This window comes from Epibacterium sp. ABZ3_068 (assembly GCF_056159265.1).
The window spans coordinates 530,446-556,223 of record NZ_JBSWUV010000001.1 but is presented as its reverse complement, the minus strand read 5'-3'; the positions used below and the strand labels follow the sequence as shown (position 1 = coordinate 556,223).

Annotated in this window: 20 protein-coding genes and 1 tRNA gene; 7 read left to right on the top strand and 14 right to left on the bottom strand. The window is 56.6% G+C overall.

Annotated elements, in window-relative coordinates; translation table 11 throughout:
* Positions 1 to 9: 9 nt before the first annotated feature.
* The 5 genes from ACXAEW_RS02585 to ACXAEW_RS02565 all read right to left on the bottom strand — a co-directional run bounded on the left by ACXAEW_RS02585 (position 10) and on the right by ACXAEW_RS02565 (position 7,313).
* Positions 10 to 264: a hypothetical protein gene (locus ACXAEW_RS02585; RefSeq protein WP_474939826.1), complete on the bottom strand. Its 255-nt coding sequence runs from the start codon at positions 262 to 264 to the stop codon at positions 10 to 12.
* 243 nt (positions 265 to 507) lie between these two features.
* Positions 508 to 582, bottom strand: a tRNA-Gln gene (locus ACXAEW_RS02580).
* A 203-nt stretch (positions 583 to 785) separates the two neighbouring features.
* A complete protein-coding gene (locus ACXAEW_RS02575; RefSeq protein ID WP_474939825.1) occupies positions 786 to 2,672 on the bottom strand; it encodes a methyl-accepting chemotaxis protein in 1,887 nt (628 codons plus the stop codon).
* Positions 2,673 to 2,962: 290 nt separating this feature from the next.
* Positions 2,963 to 4,834 (bottom strand): methyl-accepting chemotaxis protein, encoded by a 1,872-nt coding sequence (locus tag ACXAEW_RS02570; RefSeq protein WP_474939824.1) that lies wholly within the window; start codon positions 4,832 to 4,834, stop codon positions 2,963 to 2,965.
* A 262-nt stretch (positions 4,835 to 5,096) separates the two neighbouring features.
* Entirely contained in the window at positions 5,097 to 7,313 is a 2,217-nt protein-coding gene (locus ACXAEW_RS02565; RefSeq protein WP_474939823.1) for an NADP-dependent isocitrate dehydrogenase, read from the bottom strand.
* 467 nt (positions 7,314 to 7,780) lie between these two features.
* Here ACXAEW_RS02565 and ACXAEW_RS02560 point away from each other — a divergent pair, with 467 nt between their 5' ends.
* Positions 7,781 to 9,076, top strand: a complete 1,296-nt coding sequence (locus tag ACXAEW_RS02560; protein WP_474939822.1) for a glycosyltransferase — start codon at positions 7,781 to 7,783, stop codon at positions 9,074 to 9,076.
* 113 nt (positions 9,077 to 9,189) lie between these two features.
* Here the strand turns inward: ACXAEW_RS02560 and ACXAEW_RS02555 are convergent, their stop codons facing one another.
* The 4 genes from ACXAEW_RS02555 to ACXAEW_RS02540 form a co-directional block, all read right to left on the bottom strand.
* Positions 9,190 to 9,741 carry a hypothetical protein gene (locus ACXAEW_RS02555; protein WP_474939821.1) on the bottom strand — a complete coding sequence of 184 codons (552 nt, stop codon included), beginning with the start codon at positions 9,739 to 9,741 and terminating at the stop codon, positions 9,190 to 9,192.
* A gap of 190 nt (positions 9,742 to 9,931) precedes the next feature.
* Positions 9,932 to 11,314 (bottom strand): aspartate aminotransferase family protein, encoded by a 1,383-nt coding sequence (locus ACXAEW_RS02550; protein WP_474942983.1) that lies wholly within the window; start codon positions 11,312 to 11,314, stop codon positions 9,932 to 9,934.
* Positions 11,315 to 11,355: 41 nt separating this feature from the next.
* Entirely contained in the window at positions 11,356 to 12,381 is a 1,026-nt protein-coding gene (locus ACXAEW_RS02545; RefSeq protein WP_474939820.1) for a histone deacetylase family protein, read from the bottom strand.
* Between the two features lie 4 nt (positions 12,382 to 12,385).
* On the bottom strand, positions 12,386 to 13,078 hold the full coding sequence (locus tag ACXAEW_RS02540; protein WP_474939819.1) for a GntR family transcriptional regulator: 693 nt from the start codon (positions 13,076 to 13,078) through the stop codon (positions 12,386 to 12,388).
* A gap of 124 nt (positions 13,079 to 13,202) precedes the next feature.
* Between ACXAEW_RS02540 and ACXAEW_RS02535 the strand changes: the two genes are divergently transcribed.
* From ACXAEW_RS02535 to ACXAEW_RS02510, 6 genes are all read left to right on the top strand, one after another.
* Entirely contained in the window at positions 13,203 to 13,967 is a 765-nt protein-coding gene (locus ACXAEW_RS02535; RefSeq protein ID WP_474939818.1) for a class II aldolase/adducin family protein, read from the top strand.
* A gap of 52 nt (positions 13,968 to 14,019) precedes the next feature.
* Positions 14,020 to 15,567: an ABC transporter substrate-binding protein gene (locus tag ACXAEW_RS02530; protein ID WP_474939817.1), complete on the top strand. Its 1,548-nt coding sequence runs from the start codon at positions 14,020 to 14,022 to the stop codon at positions 15,565 to 15,567.
* Between the two features lie 80 nt (positions 15,568 to 15,647).
* Positions 15,648 to 16,625 (top strand): ABC transporter permease, encoded by a 978-nt coding sequence (locus tag ACXAEW_RS02525; RefSeq protein WP_474939816.1) that lies wholly within the window; start codon positions 15,648 to 15,650, stop codon positions 16,623 to 16,625.
* Positions 16,622 to 17,455, top strand: coding sequence for an ABC transporter permease (locus tag ACXAEW_RS02520; protein WP_474939815.1), 834 nt, complete (start codon positions 16,622 to 16,624; stop codon positions 17,453 to 17,455). The genes ACXAEW_RS02525 and ACXAEW_RS02520 overlap by 4 nt, the downstream gene beginning before the upstream one ends.
* Entirely contained in the window at positions 17,452 to 19,077 is a 1,626-nt protein-coding gene (locus ACXAEW_RS02515) for an ABC transporter ATP-binding protein (protein WP_474939814.1), read from the top strand. Before ACXAEW_RS02520 ends, ACXAEW_RS02515 begins: the two co-directional genes overlap by 4 nt.
* Entirely contained in the window at positions 19,074 to 20,006 is a 933-nt protein-coding gene (locus ACXAEW_RS02510; protein ID WP_474939813.1) for a 2-hydroxyacid dehydrogenase, read from the top strand. The genes ACXAEW_RS02515 and ACXAEW_RS02510 overlap by 4 nt, the downstream gene beginning before the upstream one ends.
* Before the next feature lie 42 nt (positions 20,007 to 20,048).
* Here the strand turns inward: ACXAEW_RS02510 and ACXAEW_RS02505 are convergent, their stop codons facing one another.
* The 5 genes from ACXAEW_RS02505 to dctP form a co-directional block, all read right to left on the bottom strand.
* On the bottom strand, positions 20,049 to 21,566 hold the full coding sequence (locus ACXAEW_RS02505) for a malonate--CoA ligase (RefSeq protein WP_474939812.1): 1,518 nt from the start codon (positions 21,564 to 21,566) through the stop codon (positions 20,049 to 20,051).
* 4 nt (positions 21,567 to 21,570) lie between these two features.
* The gene (locus ACXAEW_RS02500) at positions 21,571 to 22,830 is read right to left on the bottom strand and encodes a malonyl-CoA decarboxylase (protein ID WP_474939811.1); all 1,260 of its coding nucleotides are present in this window, start codon (positions 22,828 to 22,830) and stop codon (positions 21,571 to 21,573) included.
* The gene (locus ACXAEW_RS02495; RefSeq protein WP_474939810.1) at positions 22,827 to 24,143 is read right to left on the bottom strand and encodes a TRAP transporter large permease; all 1,317 of its coding nucleotides are present in this window, start codon (positions 24,141 to 24,143) and stop codon (positions 22,827 to 22,829) included. Before ACXAEW_RS02495 ends, ACXAEW_RS02500 begins: the two co-directional genes overlap by 4 nt.
* Complete coding sequence (locus ACXAEW_RS02490; protein ID WP_474939809.1) at positions 24,143 to 24,691, bottom strand: TRAP transporter small permease; 549 nt, start codon at positions 24,689 to 24,691, stop codon at positions 24,143 to 24,145. Before ACXAEW_RS02490 ends, ACXAEW_RS02495 begins: the two co-directional genes overlap by 1 nt.
* A gap of 76 nt (positions 24,692 to 24,767) precedes the next feature.
* The gene (dctP, locus tag ACXAEW_RS02485) at positions 24,768 to 25,754 is read right to left on the bottom strand and encodes a TRAP transporter substrate-binding protein DctP (protein ID WP_474939808.1); all 987 of its coding nucleotides are present in this window, start codon (positions 25,752 to 25,754) and stop codon (positions 24,768 to 24,770) included.
* Positions 25,755 to 25,778 lie beyond the last annotated feature (24 nt).

Genomic DNA, 25,778 nt, shown 5'->3' with positions numbered 1-25,778 from the left:
AACACTCTCTTAGCAAATCCCGCTATTTGGACCCATAGGCGCTGACGTCAGACAGTGAAACCAGTTTTTGAACTGTGCCGCATCTGTCGACTGTCCAAAGGCGAAATCGCCGAGTATCCAGAGGTCATCGTCAAACCCGATGCAGTTTTGGAAGTTCCGGATCAGCGCTGCGTTCATATCTTCGGTTGAATTGAAGGGGCGTTTGCAGAACTCGATGATCCGGGAATGGCCGAAATGCGGATCTGCTGTGTACCAATGGGCCATCGGCTTCCTTATCTATTTTGAGAGAAGTGTAGCTGGAGGGGGCTCGGGCGGCAATTCGGCGATCAGAAAAACCGCAGCGACATTACTTTCAGGTCTCAGAGGTATTTTTGCGCCGCGCGTCAATGGAAGACGCTCAACACCGCAGGTGCTTACATCGCGTGAAGTATAAGTCTTGGCTGGACAAAATGCGTGTTCAAGCTGGATAAATCTAAATTCAAGCTGGACGGCACAAATGGAGAAAATTGGCTGGGATGGTAGGATTCGAACCTACGGTACACTGTACCAAAAACAGTTGCCTTACCACTTGGCTACATCCCAGCGTTTGTGAGGGGCGTTCTAATGCTTGTGCCGAAGGGGCGCAAGAGGTTTTTTGCAAAAAATCACGGTTCTGGAGAATTCTTTTGAAATTCCTAAAACCTTTATTATTCATTAACTTGCGGGGCGATCTCACGGTTTAGTCGAGGAGAGGCGGGCCAACTCCTGTGGGGCGGCCCGTCTTTTATTGGAATGATAAACCTAGCTCAGAAGTCCTGCCAGGGGTCGCTTCCTGCGCCTGCTGCTTTGGCTGGCTGCTGAACCGGGTCGCTGTCCCAACTGTCTAAGGGGGTTCCATGGGCAGTAGGGGCAGGGGGGGCTTTTGACGGGCTCTGGCTTTGCCGGTCGACGGGAGAGGCGCGCCCCAGGTTGAAATGCGCAACCATCTCTGCGAGCTTGCTGGCATCCGCATTCAACATATGCCCCGCCGCCGTGGCCTGTTCGACCATTGCGGCATTTTGTTGGGTCACCTGATCCAATTGGGTGACGCCGGTGTTGATTTCTGCCAATCCGGTGGATTGTTCGGCTGCGCCTTCTGCGATGCGGGAAATCAGAGTGGAAATATGGCTCACGCGCTGGACAATCTGCTCCAACGCGTCGCCGGCTTTTCCAACCAGGTCCACGCCACGTTCCACCTGTTGTGAACTGTTGGAAATCAGCGTCTTGATCTCCATAGCCGCATCCGATGATCGCTGTGCCAGTCCGCGCACTTCACTTGCTACAACCGCAAAGCCACGGCCTGCCTCACCTGCACGGGCGGCTTCGACTCCGGCGTTCAATGCCAGAAGGTTGGTCTGGAACGCGATGTCGTCGATGACACCGATGATTTGGGAGATGTGGTTGGAGCTGCTTTCGATTTCGGTCATCGCAGCAACGGCGTTTTGTACAACCTCCCCACTGGCCTCGGCCTGTTGGCGCGCCTCCTGCATCGTGGTTTCCACGCTTCGGGCCCCTTCTGCGGCTGATCGAACGCTGGTGGTCATTTCTTCCAGGGCTGCTGCCGTTTCTTCCAGGGTCGCGGCCTGGCTTTCGGTGCGGTGGGACAGATCATCAGAGGATTGGTTGATCTCGCTTGCACCGTTTCTGATGCTACTGGACACATCCACAACCTGAGAGATTGTGTTTTGCAACTGCTCCACTGTTGTGTTGAAATCCGCGCGCAGCTGTTCGTATTGTTCCGGGAAGGCGCGTTCAATTCGTGAGGCGAGATCCCCCTTGGACAAGGTAGCCAAATTGGTGCGTAATGTGTCGACAACCTGATTTCGGGCTTCTTCTTCGGCTTTATGCTCAGCTTCTAGCACGCTTTGTGCCTGTAGCTTGCTGCGGAAGATTTCCAGGGTGCGTGCCATGGCACCGATCTCGCTGGCGTCTGCGAGGCAGGGAACTGTAGAGCTCTCATCACCATCTGCAAGATCCTGCATGCGTCCATTTATAGCTTGTAGCGGCACGGTAATGCTGCGGGTCAGAAGGTAGCTGACCGCAATCAGTACCATCAGGCCAGTGGCCAAGACGACCAATGCTGCATTTCGCTCTTTTGCCGCGTCTGCGGCAAGATCTTCGATGTAGCTGCCTGTTCCAACGACCCAGTTCCACGGTTCAAAATTTATCACATATCCAAGCTTGGGCTCGACAACCTCGCTGTTGGGGCGCGGGAAGTAATACGTCAGGTCTCCTGCGCCCTGGGTTGCACCGATCCGCACCAGTTCTTTGACGATAAAGGTGCCGCGCTTGTCCACAATTCCTGACCGATCCGTGCCAGGAAAATCCGGGCGTACGCCATGTGCTTTGTTGATGTGGTTGTGATCATAGGCAAAAAAGTATCCTGCTTTGCCATAGCGCAACTTGTCGATCTCAATGCGACCCTGCTCCTGGGCCTCGGCCAGGGTCATCTCGTTGGCTTGGACTTTATTGTCCAAGTCTTGCAGGCTGCTGATAGCGATCTCAACCAGTTGGTGCAGTTCCGTCCTGCGTTTTTCAAGCGCAGTATTGGAAGCAAGCGTGAGCATGATGAAGGTCAGCGCGAGCGCCATTGCGATTGCAATCACAACAATGGCGTAAATGCGCGTTTGTAGTTTGTGGAAGAGTCTTGGCATTTCCTGGTGTTTCCTACGAGTGGAAGAATTCCAATAAAGTCGCCCCGCCGTTCGTTGCGGGTTGTCACAGGGCTAGCCGGTAGGGGTTAATGCCTTATAAAAAGAGTTGGATAGCGCGTGGGTATCGTTTGGTTTTGGGTCTGATATTTTGTTTTAATTGTCCGGAAGTGATTGTTTTCGCGCGTGGATTGTCGCGGCCGACAATGAGGGTTGGATAATCGCGCTATCGTAAAAGGGAAAAGCGGCCGACCACTGGTCGACCGCTCTTTCTTGAAATGTCCCGGGTGAGGTTAAAAGTCCTGCCAGGTTTTGCCGCCGCCAGCTGCCGCCGTTGGCTGGTCTTCGCTCCATTCGTCTTCCCAATCGCCCTGGCCGTGCGCCGTAGGAGGAGATTTAGGTGCCGTTGCAGTATTGGCCGGTTGCCTTCCTTTTCCCGTGTTGAAATAGGACACCAGTTCCGCAAGTTTGCCTGCATCGCTATTCAACATGTGCCCGGCTGCGGTTGCCTGTTCTACCATTGCGGCGTTTTGCTGTGTGACCTGATCCAACTGTGTCATGCCGGTGTTTATCTCGGCCAGACCCGTTGATTGTTCCGCGGCGCCTTCTGCAATGCCAGAAATCAGTGTGGAGATATGGCTGACACGCTCCACGATCTGCTCCAGTGCTTCCCCGGCTTTGCCCACCAGATCCACCCCGCGTTCCACCTGTTGCGAACTGTCCGAAATCAGCTTTTTGATTTCCATCGCCGCGTCAGATGATCGCTGTGCAAGTGCGCGTACTTCCGAGGCCACAACCGCAAAACCACGCCCGGCTTCGCCAGCACGAGCGGCTTCAACACCGGCGTTCAGCGCCAGAAGGTTGGTTTGGAACGCAATATCGTCAATAACGCTGATGATCTGGGCAATGTGGCTTGAGCTTTTCTCGATTTCGGTCATGGCAGCGACGGCATTTTGCACAACTTCACCGGATACTTCGGCCTGATTGCGCGCCTCACCCATAGTAGTTTCGACCCCACGCGCGCCTTCTGCTGCTGAGCGAACACTTGTGGTCAACTCATCCAGCGCAGCAGCTGTTTCTTCCAGCGTTGCTGCCTGGCTTTCTGTGCGATGAGACAGATCATCCGATGCTTGGCTGATTTCAGCCGCGCCATTTCGGATCGAGGCAGCCGAATCAATGACCTGAGAGATCGTATTCTGCAATTGATCCAGTGTTTTGTTAAAGTCGTTCCGAAGCTGTTCATACTGCTCCGGGAAAGCAGCGGCAATTTTGATGTCCAGATCACCCTTGGACATTTTTGCCAGCTGATTGCTGAGGACATCGATGACTTGGGAAATTTCTTTGGTCTGGATCTGTTGATCCGCTTCCAGTTCTTGCTGGCGCTGCAAACCGTCTCGGAAGACGCTGACAGATCGCGCAATCTCACCCAATTCGCTGCGAAATTCAGTGAAGGGAATCTCTGTTTGGATGTCACCCTCGGTCATCTTGGACATGCGGTTTTTCAACCCGTCCAGGGGCTTGATCACGCTGCGTGCTGCCAGAAATGCAACCACGACGACCAAAGCCAGACCGATGAGAAAGACCACAGCCTGTTTGTTGCGCATAGAGGCCAAGGTTGCCTCCACATCATTTACATAGCTTCCCGTGCCAATGATCCAGCCCCAGGGTTCATAGATTTGCACATAGCTCAGTTTTGGCTCCGGGATGTCCGTATTTGGCTTGTTGAACCAATAGGTCAGCGCGCCTTTGCCTTTTTCTGCAATGATCTTGTTCATTTCGACAAAAATAGGCAAACCGTTTACATCTTTTACGTCGGACTTATCCTGGCCTAGCCACTCTTGTCTGAAGGGGTGAACGAGGATCCGATTTTCACGGTCCAGGACGAAGAAGTATCCCGATCCTTCAAACCGCATGCCGTTCAGGATGTCGTGCCCTTCTTTGCGCGCTTCTTCTGGTGAAATTGTTCCCGCTTCAACCTGCGCGTCGAGGTCAGCCAGAACGCTGGCCGCAGTGTCTGTCAAGCGAGCGAGCTCGAATTCGCGCATGTCGTAGGTTGCTTTGCGGACTTGCTGAGAGAAGAGAAAGCTCATCCCAACCGCCAGCAGCAGGGCCATCGCAGCACCTGCGTAGATACGCAGGGACAGTTTGTGCAAAAAAGCAGGCATTCTTTACGTATCCTCATTGGGCGAAAGAGAAAATTCACTTCGGATAACGTAAGGAGAGGTTCTTAATGGTGTGTTTAAACGTATTCACAAAAGAAAATGCGTTTACTGTGTGCGCTTGGTTGAAACGTTGAAAAGTGGTAACTCGGAAGCTGAAGTTGCCTCAAAGTACCTATTTTTCGCGAAAAAATGATGGATTATGAAAAATCCCACCCGTTTCCGGATGGGACTTCTAAATCTAGTTAAGATTTTAGCTTCTTAGAAATTAGCCGATAATGGCATTAAGTGTCCCGCTGGGACGCATAATTTCTGCCTTCTTCTCAACTGACGGGCGATAGTAGCCCCCGATATCTGCAGCCTTGCCCTGTGCGGCTGCCAGTTCGGACAGAATCGCTTCTTCCTTGCTGCTCAGCGCCTCGGCGATAGGTGCAAAATGCGCCGCCAGATCGGCATCGTCGGATTGCGCGGCCAGGGCTTCAGCCCAGTAGCGTGCAAACCAATAGTGGCTGTCGCGGTTGTCCGGCTGGCCAACCTTGCGCGAGGGCGATTTGTTGTTGTCCAGGATGCCTTGGGTTGCCACTTCGGCGGCTGCGCCCAGAACGCCTGCTTTGGCGTTGCCTTTGACATCAGCCAGGAAGTTCAGGCTTTCGCCAAGAGCGCAGAATTCACCCATGGAATCCCAGCGCAGGTGGTTTTCTTCAACCAGCTGCTGCACGTGTTTCGGAGCCGAACCACCGGCACCGGTTTCAAACAGACCGCCGCCCTGCATCAGTTTCACAATCGACAGCATCTTGGCCGAGGTGCCCAGTTCCAGAATTGGAAACAGATCGGTGAGATAGTCGCGCAGCACGTTGCCGGTGATGGCGATGCTGTCGTTGCCTGCGGTGATGGTTTTCAACGACTGAGCCGTTGCCTCACGCGGGGCGAGGATCTGGAACAGATCCGCCTTGCCCGCGGCTTCGAGGGCAGGGGTGACGTATTTGATCAGCTCTGCATCATGGGCGCGGTTTGCGTCCAGCCAGAAAATTGCCTCGGAACCGGTCAGACGCTGACGGTCCATTGCCAGCTCGATCCAGTTCTCGATCGGGGCTTTCTTTACGGTGCAGGACCGCCAGATGTCGCCAGCCTCAACCGCGTGGCTGTGCAGGGTCTCGCCATTGGCCAGAACGATGCGGATTTCGCCGTCGGCGGGCGCTTCGAATGTGGTCGGGTGGGAGCCGTATTCCTCGGCCTTTTGCGCCATCAGACCAACGTTTGCAACGGAACCGGCAGTGGTTACGTCCAATGCCCCATTGGCTTTGAAGAAGTTGATGGTTTCGTCATAGACGGTTGCATAGCAACGATCGGGGATCACACAGTTGGTGTCGCCTTTGGCTCCTGTCTCGTCCCAGCCTTTGCCGCCAGCGCGGATCACAGCCGGCATGGAGGCGTCGATGATAACATCGGACGGCACATGCAGGTTGGTGATGCCCTTGTCGCTGTCGACCATATACATGGACGGACGCTCCAGTGCTGCGATCTCTGCCTTGATCTCATCCGCGTTGTCCAAGGTGTCGATGGCGGCCAGAACCGCACCGAGGCCCGAGTTCGCAGAGCCACCGGCGGCCGCGATCGCCGCGCCGTGTTTCTCCCAGACCGGGCCAAGCCATGCTTTGACCGCGTGGCCAAAGATGATCGGGTCCGACACTTTCATCATGGTCGCTTTCATGTGAAGCGAGAACATGGTGCCGTCGGCTTTGGTGTCTTCAATGGCTTCGGTCAGGAAAGCGGCGAGCGCCTTGGCGGACATGAAGGTCGCGTCCGCGACGGTGCCTTCGTCGAGGTACCAGCCGTCTTTCAAAACGGTTACAGATCCATCAGCAGCAACGAACTCGATCTTCGTGTCACCTGCTTGTGCGGCGGTGATGGTTGCAGATTTTTCGTTGGCATAAAAATCATTGCCCGGCATGGAAGACACTTTGGTCTTGCTCGCGCTGTCCCAGGTCCCCATCGAATGCGGATTGTTCTGGGCGTAGTTCTTCACTGCTTTGGCCGAACGACGGTCCGAGTTGCCTTCGCGCAGAACCGGGTTCACAGCCGAGCCTTTGATGGCATCGTAACGTGCGCGGATCTCTTTCTCTTCGTCGGAGGCGGGATCTTCCGGGTAGTTCGGAATGTCATAGCCTTGGGCCTGCAATTCCGTGACGGCTGCAACCAGCTGTGGAACCGACGCCGAGATGTTCGGAAGTTTGATGACATTGGCATCGGCCGTTTTCACCAGCTCACCCAATGCGGCCAGGTCGTCATCCTGACGCTGTGCGTCGGTCAGCTTTTCAGGAAAGGTCGCGATGATTCGGCCAGCAAGCGAGATGTCCTTGGTGCCGACTGTGACACCTGCCGCCGAGGCGAAGGTACGGATGATTGGCAAGAACGAAGCGGAGGCCAGCTCGGGCGCTTCGTCTACAATGGTATACAAAATATCGGGGTTAGAGGTGTTTGTCATGTTCCATACCCTTTCAGCGATAACGGAGGCGGTTGGACGGGGCGCGGGAAAAACCCACGCTGTGGACGATCTGAGCCAGCCCTGTCTTGATGCTTTTGCATCCGTTTTTGGCAGTTCTCATGGCCCCCGTGTAAAACAGACGCCGCCTTGGTGCAATTCTTAGCTGCATATTTCTGGCGGTCACAGTGACGCGCGGGTGGCTGTGGCTCTCAAAAACGGCGTTGCGGGACGGGTTGGGGCACATCTTATGGAGGGGTTGGACCGCGAAGCGTTAAATTTCTGGCAAATCAGAATAGTTGCCTGCGCCCTTTGCGTCCCTTCTTCGCACTCTGCGGATATTCTATGCTCTCGAATTAAACGCTAGGCCCGTATAATGTGGGTAAAGTTGTTTTAGTTTCAGGACATCAGCGACACCGGGGAGAAATAATATATCCCTCATGTCAAAGAGGTCTAGTGGAGAGTTTGAAATGCGCGACATTGAGAGATCACCTGCCGATGGGCGTCTACTGATCTATGCTCCCGTACCGGTTTATCGGTTTGGTGGTGCGCTCTATGTCGAACGTCAGGCCATAAATGGTCTGCGGCTTTGGGCGAGCCATTTTTCTGAAGTCATTGCCATGATGCCTGTCAACACTGCGCCGCCGCCGGTCGGATGGCTGCCTGCCGGGGACCACATGGAAGCGCTCCAGCGGGTGCGCATTGAACCGCTGCCCACTGCCTACCGTCCCGATCAATTCCTGAAGGCCTACCGTCAAACCCGCAAGATGATTGGTGAATTGATCGAACAGGCAGAATATCTCAGCTTTGCCATCGGGGGGTTGTTTGGCGATTGGGGCGCGGTGGCAGCCTTTGAAGCCCGCAGTCAGAGACGCCGGTTTGCAGTCTGGACCGACCGCGTGGAGTCCGAGGTGGTGCGCCAGGACCTGAAAGACCCCAGCCGACGCAAGCGCTGGCGCGCGCGGCTGACCTATCGTCCGATGGTGATGTTAGAGCACAAGGTGGTTTCAATGGCTGCCTTGGGTCTGTTTCATGGCAAAGACACATTTGATGCCTACAGCCCTTACAGTTCAAACCCGCATCTTGTGCATGATATCCATATCCGCGCCGAAGACCACATCTCGGCTGAACGCCTTGTGGCCAAAATGGACGCGGTTGACGATGGGGCGCTGCATATCGTCTATGCCGGTCGCGCAGATGCTATGAAAGGGCCTTTGGATTGGGTGGCTGTGCTTGAACGTCTGCATGTCATGGGCGTGAACTTTCGCGCTACATGGCTTGGGGTTGGGGACGAGCTGGAGCAGATGCGCACGCGGATCGCCCGTGCGGGTTTGTCCGACCATGTCTTCTTGCCGGGGTTCGTTTCGGATCATGGGCAGGTGCTGGAAGAATTGCGCCGCGCTCATGTATTTATGTTCTGCCACAAGACACCCGAAAGCCCGCGTTGCCTGATCGAAGCGCTCAGCAACGGAACCCCGATTGTGGGATATGAAAGCTCTTATGCGCAGGATCTGATTTCGGCACATGGCGGTGGGGTTTTGGTTCCCATTGATGATGTCGAAATGCTGGCCTACGAAATTTCAAATCTTGCGGCGGATCGCGGGCGGACACGTCGCCTGATCGGCCAGGCCCGCGCAGATGGTGAGCCGTTTACAGATGAAAATGTGTTCGAGCACCGCGCGCAGCTGATCCAAAGCGAACTGCGCACAGATGTCCCGGGTGAAAACCGCCTGCGGGCGCGCTGGGGAGAAAAACTACCGAACTGAGCCTGCATTCCATCGTTGTGTCAGTGGAGCAAAGTGGGAAACGCTCCGACATCATTCGTTTTCAGGGGCCGCTCTGCCCGGTTCGGGGCCGCCTAACCAAAGGCGCGGAAATTTCAGTTCAAAACCGTTTGTTGCAACGGCGGCAAGGCCAATGCCAGTTCCCGCAGCCACATCATGATGCGCGCGGTGCTGTTTCCTTCGCACAACATCATCAACTCCAGTTCGGCTCGTTTGGTGCGTCCTCGGCGTACTGATTTCAGCGCGTCAAGCAGTCGGCGTTCATGTTCGGTCAGAACCGCAGAGCAGTTGCTGCAGTTTGGGTTGTTGAACATAAAGCAGGAGCGCCTGGACTGACGGACGGCGTCCAGAACACGGGCGACAAGAGAGCCGATGACCGGGCCATTGCAATAATCGAAATGCTCCTCGGCCGTGGTCATGGCTTTCATCCAGGCCTGACTGTGGGGCGTGCTGAAGGTGCAAAAGAAATGACGGGCAATCTGGATGCAGATGAATTCATCCTGATCCGCCCCGGATTGGGCAAAGCTACGCTCTTTATCGGATGGTGTCCGTTTGCAAGCGCCTGGGAAATGCACTTTGGGGCGCCGTGTTCCGGGCTTTTGGGGATCGTACCCGGACTGATCTTCAAATTTCTTTTGGTGCTTCACTGCCGACCCTTTCGCCTGGATGTCCAAAATCCTGAAACTACCGGGCGGATCGGGAGGGCGATTTGGCTGGGCGATTAATCCCTACCAAAACACTCTGGAATTTACAAGGCCGGAAAACGGGTCGTGATGCAGTTGCGGCAGTGTCGAAAACTCAGCGGCCGGGCAGGGGCCCGGCCGCAAAAGTGTCGTGTTACAGCAGGCCTTCACCGCGGGCCCACTCGGCGGCTTGGTCCAATGCCAGTGTGAGACGCGCAAAGATGATCTCGATGTCTTCTTCAGTCACCATCAGGGGCGGGCAAAGGGCGATGGTTTCATAGATGTTCCGGCAGATCAGGCCTGCATCCTGCGCATTTTTGGCAACGCGCGCTGCCATCGACCCGGCCGGTTCAAAGGCTGTTTTTGTTGCTTTGTCAGCAACCAGTTCCAAGCCGCCAATCAGGCCAACACCGCGGGCTTCCCCAACCAGAGGATGGTCTGCCAATGCCTTCAGCTTACCCTGGAACAAAGGCTCCAGCCGGGCCGCGTTGCCGATCAGGTCCCGTTCTTGAATGATCTTGATGTTTTCCAGCGCAACGGCGCAGGACACTGGGTGGCCAGATGTTGTATAGCCATGCCCAAAAGTGCCCAGCTTTGCCGTGTTGTCCGCAATTGCGTCATAAACTGAATCGCTGACCATGATGGCTGCCAGCGGCATATAGGATGAGGTCAGCTGTTTCGACAGAACCAGAATATCCGGAGTAAAGCCATATTTCTCGAAGCCAAAGGTCGTGCCGAGACGGCCAAAACCGTTGATCACCTCATCTGCGACCAGCAGAATATCGTATTTGCGGCAGATCTCAGCCACGCCCGGCCAATAGCCTTCGGGGGGCGTGATCACACCGCCCGCACCCATTACGGGCTCACCAATAAAGGCAGCAATGGTTTCCGGGCCCTCAGACAGGATTGTATCTTCCAGCTCCTTAAGCAACCGCGCTGTGAACTCTGCTTCGCTCTCACCCTCGGCACCGTTGCGCCAGAAATGCGGTGTGGTCAGATGGGTGACCGGGATTGCCGGCAAGTCGAAATCGCGATGGTTTCCGGGCAGACCGGTGAGGGAGCCAGAGGCGACAGTGATCCCGTGATAGGCTTTGTTGCGCGACAGGAATTTCTTCTTTCCCGGGCGGCCCAAGGCGTTGTTCATGAACCAGACCATCTTGATCACGGTATCATTGGCCTCGGAGCCCGAGTTGGTGAAAAACGCGCGGTTCAGGCTCTCAGGTGTCATCTCAGACAGGGTTTCGGCAAGCCGGATGGCCTGTTCGTTCGCCTTATGAGCAAAAGAATGGTAATATGGCAGCTCTTCCATTTGCTTCATGGCAGCTTCGCGCAACCGCGGTTCGGAAAAGCCAACAGCCACGGACCAAAGCCCTGCCAGCCCTTCAATATATTCCTTGCCTTCGCTGTCATAGACGCGGGCGCCATCGCCGCGGGTCATGATCAGCGGACCCTGTTCTTCGTGCAGACGCGCGTTGGTGTAAGGGTGGATTGAGTGCGCCACATCGGTGGCATGCAGGGAATTCGAGATCTTGGTCATGATGTCACGCTTCTGCTGAGTAGGTGAGAATTGCGGGGTGTTCATTCACGCCCCAGGAAACCTGAGAAAAATGAGACCAGCGAGGTGGTCAGGTCTTTAGAGAGATAGCCGCCTTCCTGGATGAAAACTGTTGGGATTTCGACAAAACGTATGTCATTTCCGACGCGACGAAATCCGTCCCAACTGATATTCATCCCGTCCAGCGGGTCGTTTTCATGCGCGTCCAGGCCCAGCGAAACAACAAGCGCGCCGGGATTGAACTCTTTGATCCTTTCAATTCCAACGGCAATAGCTTCAAGCCAAGGATCGTCTGTGGTTGTGCGGGGCAGGGGAAGATTTAGATTGTACCCCGCACCCTTACCAGACCCGGTTTCATGGGCGTGGCCCACGTAAAAGGGGTAGTAGTCCGAAGGATCAGCATGAATGGAAACGGTCAGGACGTCGCTGCGGTCATAAAAGATCGCCTGGGTGCCGTTCCCGTGATGGACATCAATATCAAGGGTCGCCACGCGGTCATGGCTTTGACGCAGCTGTTCGACCGCAATGGCCGCAACATTCATCAAACAATGGCCGGCCGCAGTGTCCTTGCTGCTGTGATGTCCGGGCGGGCGTGTCAAAGCATAGGCGGCAGGTTCTCCTGCCAAAACTGCATTGGCCGCTGCCACGGCACAGTCGGCAGCCCGACATGTCGCCTCCCAGGAATGTTGTCCGATCGGGGCCGAGGCATCGCCCAAATGCCAGCCTGCCTTTGCAATGATACTGTCGGGATAGGTCGAGCTCGCCTTTTGCGGAAAGAGGTTGGGAACAATTTCTTCGGCAGCGTTTGGTAGTTTTTGCCACTCGGCCCATCCGTTCTCGAGGAAGGCCAGAAACTCTGGTGTATGCACGGCTTCATAGGCGCTGCGAGGTGCCTTTTCAGGAGACGTCGTTTCCAGCCCCAGCTGCCGCAGACCCTCCAGCAACAGTTCGGCCCGGCGTGGCTGTTCGGCGTTGCTGCTGGGACGGCCATGGGTCAGGCGGAACTGAGGATTATGCCGTTCCGTTTCGGGTGCGTAAAAGCATTTCATGTCTTCAACTGTCCTCAAGGCCTCGGAATTGCTGCGTCACCAGACGTTGTGCTTCTCCGATGTGATATTCAATGGCTGCAACGGTCTGGGCCTCGTCACGTGCGGCCAGTGCATCCAGGATGGGGATATGGGTCTCTGCGATCCATTGTGGATCGCCGTATAACTTGCCGATCACTACAATGCTCAGTTCGGTCTCCCGCGCGATTTGATCAAAGATATTCAGGAAACGCGGGTTGCCTGAGGCCTGGATCATGCGGCGATGAAACTCCATGTCGGCTTCAACCTGCTTGTGCATGTCGGTCTCTGAATTGGAGACGTCTTTCAGGGTTTGCAACTGGTCGCGCAGACCCGCCAGCATGTCGTCATCCGCTTCGCGTGCCACGCGCCGGGCCGCCGCGATTTCGATAGCGATTCTAAGTTCGTAAAGGTCATCCAGCTGTCGCGCCGAAATCTTACGCACAAAAAAGCCGCGATTGGGCTGATAGGCGACCAGACCCGAACTTTCGAGAAGGCGCGCCGCTTCCCGCACCGGAGCGCGGCTCAACCCCATTTCGCGCGCAATCACGGATTCTGACAGCCTGTCGCCGGGCTTTAACTGGCCCTTGATGATCGCATCGCTCAGCGTATTGGCCACGCGCTCCACCAAACCATCGCGGCCAAGGGGCTGAAACTGCGCCGGGGTATCGTTTTTTTTCATGCTTTGAATGCTCTTTGGGCAGGGTGCTGTCAGATTAAATACCTTTTTGTCGATTGTCGACAATTTCTTGACATGAATCATTGCTGCATCGTTAATGGACCCAACAACGAGAAAAGGAGCAAATATGCTCGACAGCAAAACGGACGTCGCCACATTACGCCGAGACTTGGCCGCAGCATATCAATTGGTCGCTCTTTTGGGCATGGACGACGGCATCTACACACATATTTCTGCACGTTTGCCGGACGGGCCAGAAGGGGAGCGCCGGTTTCTGCTGAACCCATTTGGCCTGCGCTTTGAAGAGGTGACAGCGTCGAACCTGGTCACCGTTGACGAGACGGGCGCAGTGATTGATGACCCCTATGGCGCGGGGGTGAATGCGGCTGGTTTCACAATCCATTCAGCTGTGCATATGGCGCGCCACGATGCCGTCTGTGTCCTGCACACCCATACTGAGGCCGGGGTTGCTGTGTCCTCGGTCAGGGAGGGCCTGCTGTCACTGAACCAATGGTCTGCACAGTTCCACAACCGGATTGCCTTTCACGATTATGAAGGGATTGCACTGGATCTTGAGGAGCGCGCCCGGATCGTGGCGGATCTAGGTGAGAAATCCATCATGCTGTTGCGCAACCACGGCACGTTGGTTCTGGGGCGCTCCATTGCGGAAGCTGTGAAGTATGCGCTCAATCTTGAACGGTCCTGTAAGGCCCAGGTCGCGGCCTTGGGTATGGGTCTGACACCCATCGTCTTGCCGGATGACGTCGCAGAGCACACGGCGCTCCAATACGAACGCATGTACGACAAGATCGAAACCAACGGTCTGCCTGATCCTGAATGGGCGGCAATCCTGCGACAGCTGAAGCGCGAAGCCCCCAATTTCGAACAATAATGCGACCCTGGACCACCTGGGCACCCCACAAAAACCAATGACAGGGAAGACAATGAAACATCTGAAAGCTACGACATTTCTGATAGCCGCAGCCCTTGCCGGGCAATCCTTTGCTGCCGATGCCGGCGGGCGTCTGGATATCGTCGTCCAGCCGGAACCGCCGGGGCTGATGCTGGGATTGGTGCAAAACGGGCCGACCCAATTGGTGGCAGGTGACATCTACGAGAGCCTTTTGCGCTATGATACCGATCTTGAACCGCAGCCGAGCCTTGCCAAGTCCTGGGACATTTCTGAGGACGGTCTGACCTATACTTTTACCTTGCAGGAGGGCGTAACGTGGCATGATGGTGCGCCGTTTACCTCGGCGGATGTTGTGTTCTCCGCGGATGTCTTCCTGCGTGAAACCCATGCGCGTCTGCGGGCGTCGCTGAAGTATGTAGACAGTATTACCGCTCCGGACGACCAGACGGTTGTGTTCAAGTTGAACGAACCTTTTGGACCTTTCATTTCGATCTTTGAAACCGGCACCATGCCGATTGTGCCCAAACACATCTATGACGGCACTGATTACGCCAACAACCCTGCAAACGCGACGCCTATTGGCACCGGCCCGTTCAAATTTGCCGAATGGGAAAAGGGCAGCCATATCAAACTGGTCAAAAACGATGACTATTATATCGACGGCCTGCCCAAACTGGACGAGGTGTTCTATCGGGTGATCCCTGACGCGGCGTCGCGCGCGGTGGCCTTTGAGACTGGCGAAGTTGACGTGCTTCCCGGGGGCTCGGTTGAAAACTGGGACGTGCCACGCCTGACGGCGATGGATGGGGTCTGTTCGACCGGCAAGGGCTGGGAGTTCTTTGCGCCGCACGCGTTTATGTGGCTGAACAACCGCGAGGGCCCGACCGCTGACAAGCGTTTCCGTCAGGCTGTGATGTATGCCATGGACCGGGACTTTGTGAAGGACGTGGTCTGGAACGGGTTCGGCAAGGTTCCGACGGGGCCGGTGTCTTCGAAAACCAATTTCTATTCGGATGATGTGAACATTTATGATCACGATCCGGCCAAGGCCAAGGCGCTGCTGGAGGAGATGGGATATAAAGGTGAACCCGTGCGCCTGTTGCCCTTGCCTTATGGGGAAACCTGGCAGCGCTGGGCCGAAGCGGTGCGCCAGAACCTGTCAGAAGTGGGGATCTCTATAGAAATCGACGCCACAGATGTTGCTGGCTGGAACGAGAAGACCGCCCAGTGGGATTACGATATGGCGTTTACATATCTCTACCAATATGGCGATCCGGCGCTGGGCGTATCGCGCAGCTACGTGGCCTCCAACATTGCCAAAGGATCCCCCTGGAACAATGTCGAAGGCTATGTGAATGAAGAGCTTGATGCCAAATGGGAGGCCGCGGCCATCATGGCAGATCCCTCGGCGCGCGCCGGTGCCTATGCGGACATTCAGAAAGCCATCGTGGATGACGTGCCGGTTGCTTGGCTTCTGGAGCTGGAGTTCCCGACTATCTATCGCTGCGAGATCAAGGATCTGGTGACAACGGCCATCGGGATCAACGACGGCCCGCGCAACGCCTGGATCGAGAAGTAATTTCCAGTTTGCTCTCCCTGGCCCGCGTTTGATGCGCGGGTCATTCCCATTTTCCCGATAGCGAAGGATGATCGCCGCCAATGGCTGCCCTCACCGTAGTTTTCGGCAGAGTGCTAAAGGCCGCTTTGACGCTTTTGGCTATTGCCGCTTTGAATTTCTTTCTGATCCACGCGGCACCAGGAGACCCGGCCACGGTGCTTGCTGGCGAAGCCGGCGCGGCTGATGAACAGATGATTGCGCAGTTGCGCGCCCGGTTCGGGCTGGATCAACCGTTTCACGTGCAGCTTTGGAACTATGTCTCGAATGTTCTGACTCTGGATCTTGGCTATTCCTTCCGTCAGGGCGCCCCGGTTCTGGACCTGATCAAAGACCGTTTGCCGGCCACATTGCTGCTGACGCTGACAGCGTTTGTGATCTCGCTGACGTTTGGTATTACGCTGGGCGTTGCAGCTTCAGCGCGGGTTGGAAAGGCCTCGGACAGCCTGCTGACAACATTGGCGCTCTTGTTTTACGCAACACCCCTCTATTGGGCGGCGTTGATGGCGGTTCTGGTCTTTTCGGTACAGCTCGGCTGGTTGCCCGGTTTCGGCTATGAGACGGTTGGAGCCGACTATACCGGTCTGGCGCGCGTATGGGATATTCTGAAACATCTCATCCTGCCTGCCACCACATTGGGGCTGTTTTTTATGGCCGTATACATGCGGATGACGCGGGCTTCGATGCTGGAAGTCAGTCAGATGGACTTTGTCCGTACCGCAAAGGCCAAGGGGTTGAGCGGCCCGGTCATCCGCCGCCGCCATATCCTGCGCAATGCGATCCTGCCGGTGGTCACACTGGCCGGTTTGCAGGCGGGGCAGCTGGTCGGCGGTGCCGTCCTGACCGAGACGGTTTTTGCCTGGCCCGGCATTGGACGGCTGATGTTCGAAAGCCTCGCCGCGCGGGACTATAATACCATCCTTGGCGTCTTTTTGGTGTCAGCCGCGATGGTCATCATCTTCAATATTCTGACCGATGTGATCTATCGCGTGGTCGACCCTAGGATCGGAGCCCGAACATGATCCGCAGATTTGCTTCCCACAAGGGCGCTATGATCGGCGTTCTGATCCTGACTATCGTCATCGCGCTAGCCATATGCGCCCCCTTGATCTATCCCCGTGGTCCCTGGGCCATGGTGCAACGCCCCTTCCTGCAGCCGATGGCAATGGATGGGTTCGTCCTGGGGACTGATACATTGGGGCGTGATGTGGCGGCAGGTCTGGTCCATGGCGCCCGTGTGTCGCTGCTGGTCGGTCTGGTCTCAACCGTTGTGGCGCTGTTGATTGGCGTTCCTCTTGGCGCAATGGCCGGGTTTTATGGCGGTTGGGTGGATGAAGGGGCGATGCGCTTTACCGAGTTTTTCCAGACCATTCCGAATTTCGCCCTTGCCATCGTTCTGGTTGCTATTCTGGAACCCACGCTGACATCCATCACGCTTGCCATTGCAATTGTCAGCTGGCCGCCCGTGGCCCGTCTGGTGCGGGCCGAGGTTATGGCTGTCAAAAGCCGCGAATTTGTCGATGCGGCCCGTCTGGCGGGACTTTCCAAGCGGCGGATCCTGGTGGAACAGGTCCTGCCCAACACGGTCTCCCCGATCATTGTTCTGGCGTCGTTGATGGTGGCCACTGCAATCCTTCTGGAAAGCTCCTTGTCCTTTCTTGGCCTTGGCGATCCCAACATCATGAGTTGGGGCTATATGATTGGAGCGGCGCGCACCGTGATCCGGTCTGCCTGGTGGCTCAGCTTCTTTCCCGGCGTTGCCATCGTATTGACCGTGCTTGCGCTGAACCTGATTGGGGAGGGGCTCAACGACGCGCTTAACCCGCATCTCAGCCGAAAGGGGCACGCATGACCTCTGTTCTAGATATTCGGGGTCTGACGATCGCGCTGCCCAAAGGTGCGGATCGTCCTTTTGCTGTCGAAGAGATGAGCCTGATCCTGAAGAAAGGTGAAATCCTATGTGTTGTTGGCGAAAGCGGCTCGGGCAAGTCGATGACCGCAAATGCCTTGATGGGCTTGTTGCCGACGGGTGTTACTGTTGCTGGCGGTCAAGCGCTGTTCGATGGGCAGGACGTGCTGGATCTGCCTGAGGCTGCGCATCAGGCGCTGCGGGGCGCGCGTATTGCGATGATCTTCCAGGAGCCGATGACCGCGCTTAATCCGTTGATGCGGATCGGGGACCAGATCGCAGAAGTCTTTGCCGCCCATGGCAAGTTCACCGGAAATGAACATCAGGAAAAGGCATTGGCCCTGATCCGCGAAGTTGGGTTGCCGGATCCGCTGAAGATCATGCGCGCCTATCCGTTTCAATTGTCAGGCGGGCAGCGTCAACGGGCGATGATCGCCATGGCTCTGGCCCTGGAGCCTGAAATCCTGATTGCGGATGAACCGACAACTGCGCTGGATGTCACCACTCAGGCGCAGATCCTTGACCTGATATTGGATCTGCGAAAACGGCGGGGCATGTCGGTGATGTTCATCACCCATGACTTTGGAGTTGTGGCTGAAATTGCTGACAAGGTGATTGTCATGCACAAAGGCAAGGTGGTCGAACGCGGGCCTGCTCCCGTGGTGCTGGGCCATCCGCAGCATGACTACACCAAGCGGCTGCTCGATGCGTTTCCAACCGGAAAACTGCCAGAGGCGCGCGTTTTGGAGGAAACGCCGGTTCTGGAACTGCGGCACCTGCGCAAGACCTATCGCACCGGCGGTGGTTGGTTTCGCGACGCACGAGAGGTGCGCGCGGTCGATGATGTCTCTTTGACCATTGCCCGTGGAGAGGTCCTTGGTCTGGTTGGCGAAAGCGGGTCGGGGAAATCCACCCTGGGCCGGACCGTTGTCCGGCTGGTCACGCCGAACAGCGGCAACGTGCTGGTGGATGGTGTCGACCTTGCGGCCCTGTCCGAAGAGGAACTGCGCGGTCAGCGCAATAAGGTTCAGATGGTGTTTCAGGATCCTTATGCCTCACTCAACCCACGCCATCGGGTGTTGAGGGCGTTGATTGATGGACCGATGGCGATGGGAAAACCCAAGGCCGAAGCCATCAAACGCGCCCACGAGCTGCTGGATATTGTCGGTCTGGGGGCGGAAGCCGCCAACCGTTTCCCGCATGAATTCTCAGGCGGGCAGCGGCAGCGGATCGGCATTGCGCGCGCCCTGGCTATGGATCCGGATCTGATTGTCGCGGATGAGGCGGTGTCGGCTCTGGATGTTTCCATTCAGGCGCAGGTCTTGGATCTGTTACGGGAGCTAAGGGCGCAAATGGGGCTTTCGATCCTTTTTATCACCCATGACTTGCGCGTTGCTGCCCAGCTGTGCGATCGCATTGCGGTAATGCAAACAGGACGTTTGGTGGAGATCGGACCCGTGCACGACATTTTCCTGACCCCGCAAGAGAGCTATACCCAAGAGCTCCTGGCAGCGGTTCCCGGAGCGGAATGGGCCGCAGAACAAGACGTGAGAAGTGGTACATGATCTGCGTTGTCATCAATGAGGGCTTCGATATCCTCGAATTCCACGGTGCGGCGTTTGCAGAACATGCGCCCGAGCTAACGCTGCTGCGCCCAGAAGAGGTCACGGACCCGTCAGCGGTCGAGTTTTTGCTGACTTTCCGGCCTCCAGAGGACGCTTTTCTCCCGTATCCAAACCTGAAGGCGGCCGTCTCCGTTGCCGCCGGGGTTGATGCGATCCTGTCGTGCCCTTCCTTACCCAAAGGGCTGCCGGTGCTGCGGGTCGAGGATGATGACCAAGCGCTGCAAATGGCCGGCTTTGCGGCGTTTCACGTTCTTTGGCATCACCGTCGTATGGATCTGCATTTGCGAGATCAGGCCAATGAAGTCTGGAACCGGCCGCTGTTTGGCCGGTCACCGCTGGCGCGGCGCGTGGGGGTCATGGGCTTTGGGCTGATGGGGCGCGCGGTAGCAAAAGGCATCGCGGCGCTTGGCTATCCGACCGCCAGCCTGTCACGTCGCGCGCCTGAACCACCAGAGCCGGGTGTCGAACATTTCCTGGACACGGACCGCGATACATTTCTGGCCCGCAGTGACATCCTGATCAACGTCCTGCCGCTGACGCCGGCCACCCAGAATATTATGGACGAGGATCTGTTTGCCAAGCTGCCAGCTGGAGCCTCGATCATCAACCTTGGTCGCGGGCAGCATTTGGACGAGGACGCCATGTTGGCCGCGCTGGACAGCGGCCATATCGCTGGGGCTTCGCTGGATGCGTTTTCTGTTGAACCCCTGCGCCTGGGGCACCCTTTCTGGTCTCACCCGCGGGTTCTGGTTACGCCTCACACTGCCAGCGCCTCGGAAGCGCAGGGCGTTGTCGCCTCCATTCGGGCCGGGCTTCAACGCCTTCAGGCGGGGGAGTACCAGGATGACCGCCTGGAACGCGGGTATTGAAACAGGGCGCCGGACCGGCAGTGTCCCGGCGCCTTTATGCGGTTAGGCCTCCGCAAAGCGGTCCGCATAGGTGTCACGCAGGATGTTTTTCTGAACCTTGCCCATGGTGTTGCGGGGCAGCTCATCCAGAATAACCAGCTCACGCGGGTGTTTGAAACGGGCCAGTGAGCCTTTGACCGCTGACATGATCCCATCCAGATCTGGCGCTGCGTCGCCGTCCGGGATGATTACCCCCAGCACAGTCTCGCCAAAGTCGGGGTGGGGGACACCGATCACGGCGCTTTCCAGCACTCCGGGCTGGTCGTCCAACACCAGTTCGATTTCCTTGGGATAGATGTTGTACCCGCCCGAGATGATCAGGTCTTTGTTGCGACCAACGATATGGACATAGCCATCGGCGTCCACCTTGCCCAGGTCCCCGGTGATAAAGAACCCATCGCTGCGCAGCTCGGCTGCGGTTTTCTCTGGCATCTGCCAATAGCCCTGAAACACGTTGGGTCCCCGGACTTCGATCTGGCCGATGTCCCCCTGCGCCAGCTCGGCGCCGGTGTCAGGATGAGTGATCTTCAACTCCACACCGGGCAGGGGAAAGCCCACGGTGCCCGCGCGGCGTTCCCCGTCATACGGGTTGGAGGTGTTCATATTGGTTTCCGTCATCCCATAGCGTTCAAGAATGCGGTGACCGGTGCGCTCTTCGAATTTCACATGGGTTTCTGCCAGAAGCGGCGCAGAACCTGACACAAAAAGGCGCATGTGTTTGGTTAGATCGCGGGTAAAGCGCGCATCGTCCAGCAGGCGGGTATAGAAGGTCGGAACACCCATCATCGCCGTGGCTTTGGGCAGGCCAGCGATAATCTGATCCTGATCGAATTTGGGCATGAAAATCATACTGCCACCGGCCGCCAGCACTACGTTTGTGGCGACAAACAGCCCATGGGTGTGAAAGATCGGCAGCGCATGCAGCAGCACGTCCTGATCCGTAAAACGCCACTCCTTGACCAGGGTTTGCGCGTTGGACAGCAGGTTGTTCTGGCTCAGCATGGCGCCTTTGGACCGGCCTGTGGTGCCCGAGGTGTAAAGAAAGGCTGCCAGATCATCGCCACTGCGGTCCACTGTTGAAAAATCGGCGGGCATGGCGCGCGCCTGCTCCGTGAGCGTACCGGAGCCATCCGCGTTCAGCGTCTCGATCCGCGCGCCATTGGCCTGGGCAATCGGTTGCAACGCGGCTTCCTGGCCGTCGTCGCAGACGATCAGTGCTGCGCCGCTGTTTTCGATGAAATAGGTCAGCTCATCCACTGTATAGGCGGTATTGAGTGGCAGGAAGATCAGACCGGCCTGCGCGCAGGCCGCATAAAGCGCCAGCGCTTCGGGAGATTTCTGAACCTGTACGGCAACCCGGTCCCCCGGTTTTAATCCGATTTGTGCGGTGACATTGGCGATCTGCGCGCCCAACGACAAAAACGCCTGATGGGTCAGTACCTGACCGTCCATGAGATGCAAAAACGGTGTTTCTTTGCCTGTGTGGCAGCCAAATAGAGTATCAAAAAGGGGGTTTGCCATGAGTTTACCTTTCTTGCGTCACGGCGCTGGATCCGGCAGCGGCCAGTGCTTTGACGTCCGCCGCTGCGATTACGCTGCGTGTATTGGCGAATTCTTCCTGGTTTTGTTCAACGTTGGGCAGGTCATACAGATAGTTCACCATTGCGCCTCCGGATTGGGCGCGCCCTTTGTCTGATGTGTCGGCCTCTGCATGTACCGCGTGGATAACGGCTCCGTTTCCAAGATGGAAGCGCGCGACCGGATCATAGGGCAGATTGCCGCGCGACTTGGCGTTGATCAGGTAATGGGCCGCAAGGGATCTGATCTGTTCCGGCTGTTCCGGGCTCCAGTCGATTTTCTCCTGAAACAACCATTTGGTCAGACCGGGTATCGGGGACAGGGTGACAAAGGTCCTGAGCCCACCCAGTTCCCCCGCCAGATCTGAGGCCACCTGTTTGATCAAGGAGTTGCCAAACGAGATGCTGGCCAGCCCAGCCTGACAATTGGAAATAGAGTAAAACACCGCCGTATCCGCCTCTTCCGCAGGCATCGCGGCGCGGTCTTCGGCCAACAGATCCTGTACCGAACCGGGGATGCCCTTTGTCAGGGCGACCTCAACAAAGATAAGCGGCTCATCGGGCATTGTCGGGTGAAAGAAAGCAAAGCAGCGCCGGTCCGACGGTTCCAGACGCCGACGCAGATCCTCCCAGCTTTCGATCGCATGCACCGCCTCATAGGCGATGATTTTTTCCAGAATATGGGCCGGGCTTTCCCATGAAATCGGGCGCAGGACCAAAAAGCCCCGGTTGAACCAGGAGGCAAACAGGTGGCGAAAATCAAGATCAAGCGCCGCCAGTTCGGGGTCTTTGCCGCTCAGCCGTAACAGGTCCGCGCGCATCCGCACCAATGCCTGCGTGGCGCCGGGCAGGCGGTTCAGGCGGCGTATCAGTTCTTGTCGTTTGGGTTCGGCAGCTTCGGCAAAGGCGCGGTAGCTCGCTTTGGAGGGTGCGCGCTCATATTCGTCAAGCGTGGTGCGCACGGCCTCGGGGTCGAGGTTCATGGCTGTTGCGACAAAGCGGAAGAACTCCGCTTTGTCGTTGTCACTCAGATCATCAAACCGTGTCAGGATCTCTTCGGCCAGAGCCAGCCCTGAGGTTTCAGCCGTTGAGCGCACCAGCGCCTCGGCCAATTCACTTACACTGCGGCTGTCATCCGCCATGGCAGTGCGATTGCGGCGATAGCGGCGGTCGAACACGGTTGTCAAAAGATCGGCAAGCAAGGTCATTGGGCAGCTCCCATAACAAGATCCGGCAACCAGGTTGCAAGACCTGGAAACAGGCACAACAAAACAATGGCCAGGATCATGCAGGCCACGAATGGCAGCGATCCGGTCAGAATGGTCTTGAGAGAAATATCCGGTGCAATGCCGTTAATCACATAGAGGTTTAGCCCTACCGGCGGCGAGATCAGGCCAATTTCCATGTTGATGGTCAAAACCACGGCAAACCAGATCGGATCAAAGCCAGCGGTGGTAATGATCGGCAGCAGGATCGGAGCCGCCATCAGGATGACCGCAACGGGTGGCAGGAAGAAGCCTGCGATCAGGAGGAAGACATTGACAGCCCCCATCAGCACCCAGCGGTTCACATCCAGCGTACCAATCCATTCGGCAATCGATTGGGTGATGAACAGCGAAGACAGCATGTAAGAAAACACGCCTGCGGCCGCGATGATGAACAGGATCATCACGCTTTCCTTGGTGCTGTCGCGCAGAACCACCCACAGATCGCTTGGATGCCAGAGTTTGTAGATGATGACCGCAATCAACAGACAGAGAAGCGCGCCCACCGCAGCTGTTTCAGACGGTGTCGCGATGCCACCATACATGGCATATAGGACGCCCAGAATGATCGCCAGAAAAGGCAGAACGCGCGGCAGGATCTCAAACCGTTCAGCCCAGGTATAGGACCCGGTGCCCAGTTGTTTGGCATTGCCGGACGCCCAGGTCGAATAAAGCGACCATGCCATAAAGAGCCCCACCAGCAAAATCCCCGGAACAACACCTGCCAGAAACAGGCGGCCAATCGAGGTTTCGGTGGCGATGCCGTAAACGATCATGGTGACTGAAGGGGGGATCAGGATGCCAAGCGTTCCACCCGCAGCGATCGACCCGGCTGCAACGCCGTCAGGATAGCCACGTTTGCGCATCTCGGGTATGCCCATTTTGCCGATTGCCGCGCAGGTGGCCGGGCTGGAGCCTGACATCGCGGCAAACAGGGCGCAGGCCCCGAGGTTTGAAACCACCAGCCCGCCGGGAATACGGGTCAGCCAGCGCTCCAGTGCTTCATATAGATCGGCACCCGCGCGGGTAGAGGCAATTGACGCCCCCATGATGATAAACATCGGGATCGACAAAAGCGCAAAGTTATCCAGCTTGCCAAACAGGATTTCTGGCATCAGTTCAAGCGAACGCGGCCCATCAAAGACGATCAGAAAACCGGCCGACACGATCAGCAGACCGATGGCCACCGATACACCAGAGAAGAGGACAAGGATCGTCGCAATCGCCACAATAGCGCCAAGTAAGAGGGGATCCATCAGACGTCCTCCAATCCAAAGGGTTTATCAATGCCCAAAAGGACAGCCACAAGGTCCGCGATCAGCTGCAATAGCAAAAGACCAAAGCCAATGGGGATCGAAAGGTAAGGAATCCATAGTCTTACTCCCCATACCGTGTCCGAGCGCCAACCGCGATCCCAGGCGAAATGCCAGTATTCATAGCCGTAAAACAGCATGACCGCGATGATGGCAATCGACAGGCAAGAGGTGACAAGCGACATGTAGAACCGCGCGCGCGGTGCCAGCGACAAAGGGATCAGATCCACATTCACATGGCCACGCAGACGTTGGACGTAGGGCAGGCCAATCAAGGTGGCAGAGATCACCAGATAAATAACCGCTTCGGTCTGCCAAATGGTGGAGCCATTCAGCACAAAACGCACGATGATCATCTGACATGTGATCCCGACGGCGGCCACGATCATTGCGGCAGAGAGCCACCCGGCCAGGGTTGACAGAGCTGCGACCACGGTCAGAAACGGGTTGTTCCCGGTGTGTGAAGCAACGGCAGAGCTATGGCTCGCCATAAGCGCCTCCTGTAGTCAAAATTAGGGAAATTGCAGAAAAGGACGGTGGGCAACGTAAGCGTTGCCCAGGCCGGGATCATTCAACGGCAAGCGCCAGATCGAGCAGTTTTTGCCCATCTTCAACGTCTTCTACAAATTTCTTGTATGAGGTCTCCATCGCCAGCGTGCGCCAGGCTTCGAAATCCGCAGCTGACATTTCTGCGATCTCTACACCGGCCTTTTCAAAGACTTCAGCTGAGGCGGCATCCTGTTTTTTGGCCTCTGCCAGATAATAAGCCTCTGCCTTTTCTGCGGCGGCCAACAGGGCGGCTTGCTGTGCTTCGTTCAGGCCGTCAAAGGTGGATTTGTTCATCAGCAGCGGCTGATACATAAACCACAATGCAACTTCGCCTGCCGGGGTGTAGCAGCTGACCTGCTCATAGATGCGGTAGGACACAAAAGACGAAGAAGAGGTGTTTGCCGCCTGCAGGACCCCTGTCTGCATGGCGTTATAAATCTCGGACGAGGCCATCGACGCGATGGATGCGCCAGCGCCTGCCAGCATCTGCTCAAAGGATTTTCCCGCCGCACGTGTTTGCAGGCCTTCGACATCATCGGGTGAGGTGATACAGTGGTCCTTCCCCGCAAAACCACCAGCCAGATAGCCGTGGACCAGCACCATGACGTCGTCATCGGCCATTTTGGCTTCCAGCGCTTCCATAAAGGGGCTGTCGGAAAGCCGCGCCGCGTGGTCGTGGTTTTTCACCAGGCCAGGCATCAGCGTCAGGTTATAGGCAGGTTGCTGACCGCCCGCATAGCTGAGGGGGAGAACGGTCATGTCCAACTGTCCGCGGCTCAAGGGCTTATATTGCTCGCGTGGTTTGAACAGTGATTTTGAGCCAAAAATCTTGATATTCAGGTCGACATCGGCGGCGGCAACTTCGTCTGCTACGATTTGCGCCACTTGATGGCGGATGTCTTTATTGGACCATTGATGCGACAGGCGCAGCTCCGTTGCCTGAGCGGCTGCGCCCATAGCGACAAGCGAGACAGCAGCCAGGGCTGTTTTCAATGTCAGTTTCATATTTTTCCTCCCAAAGCGTGTTTG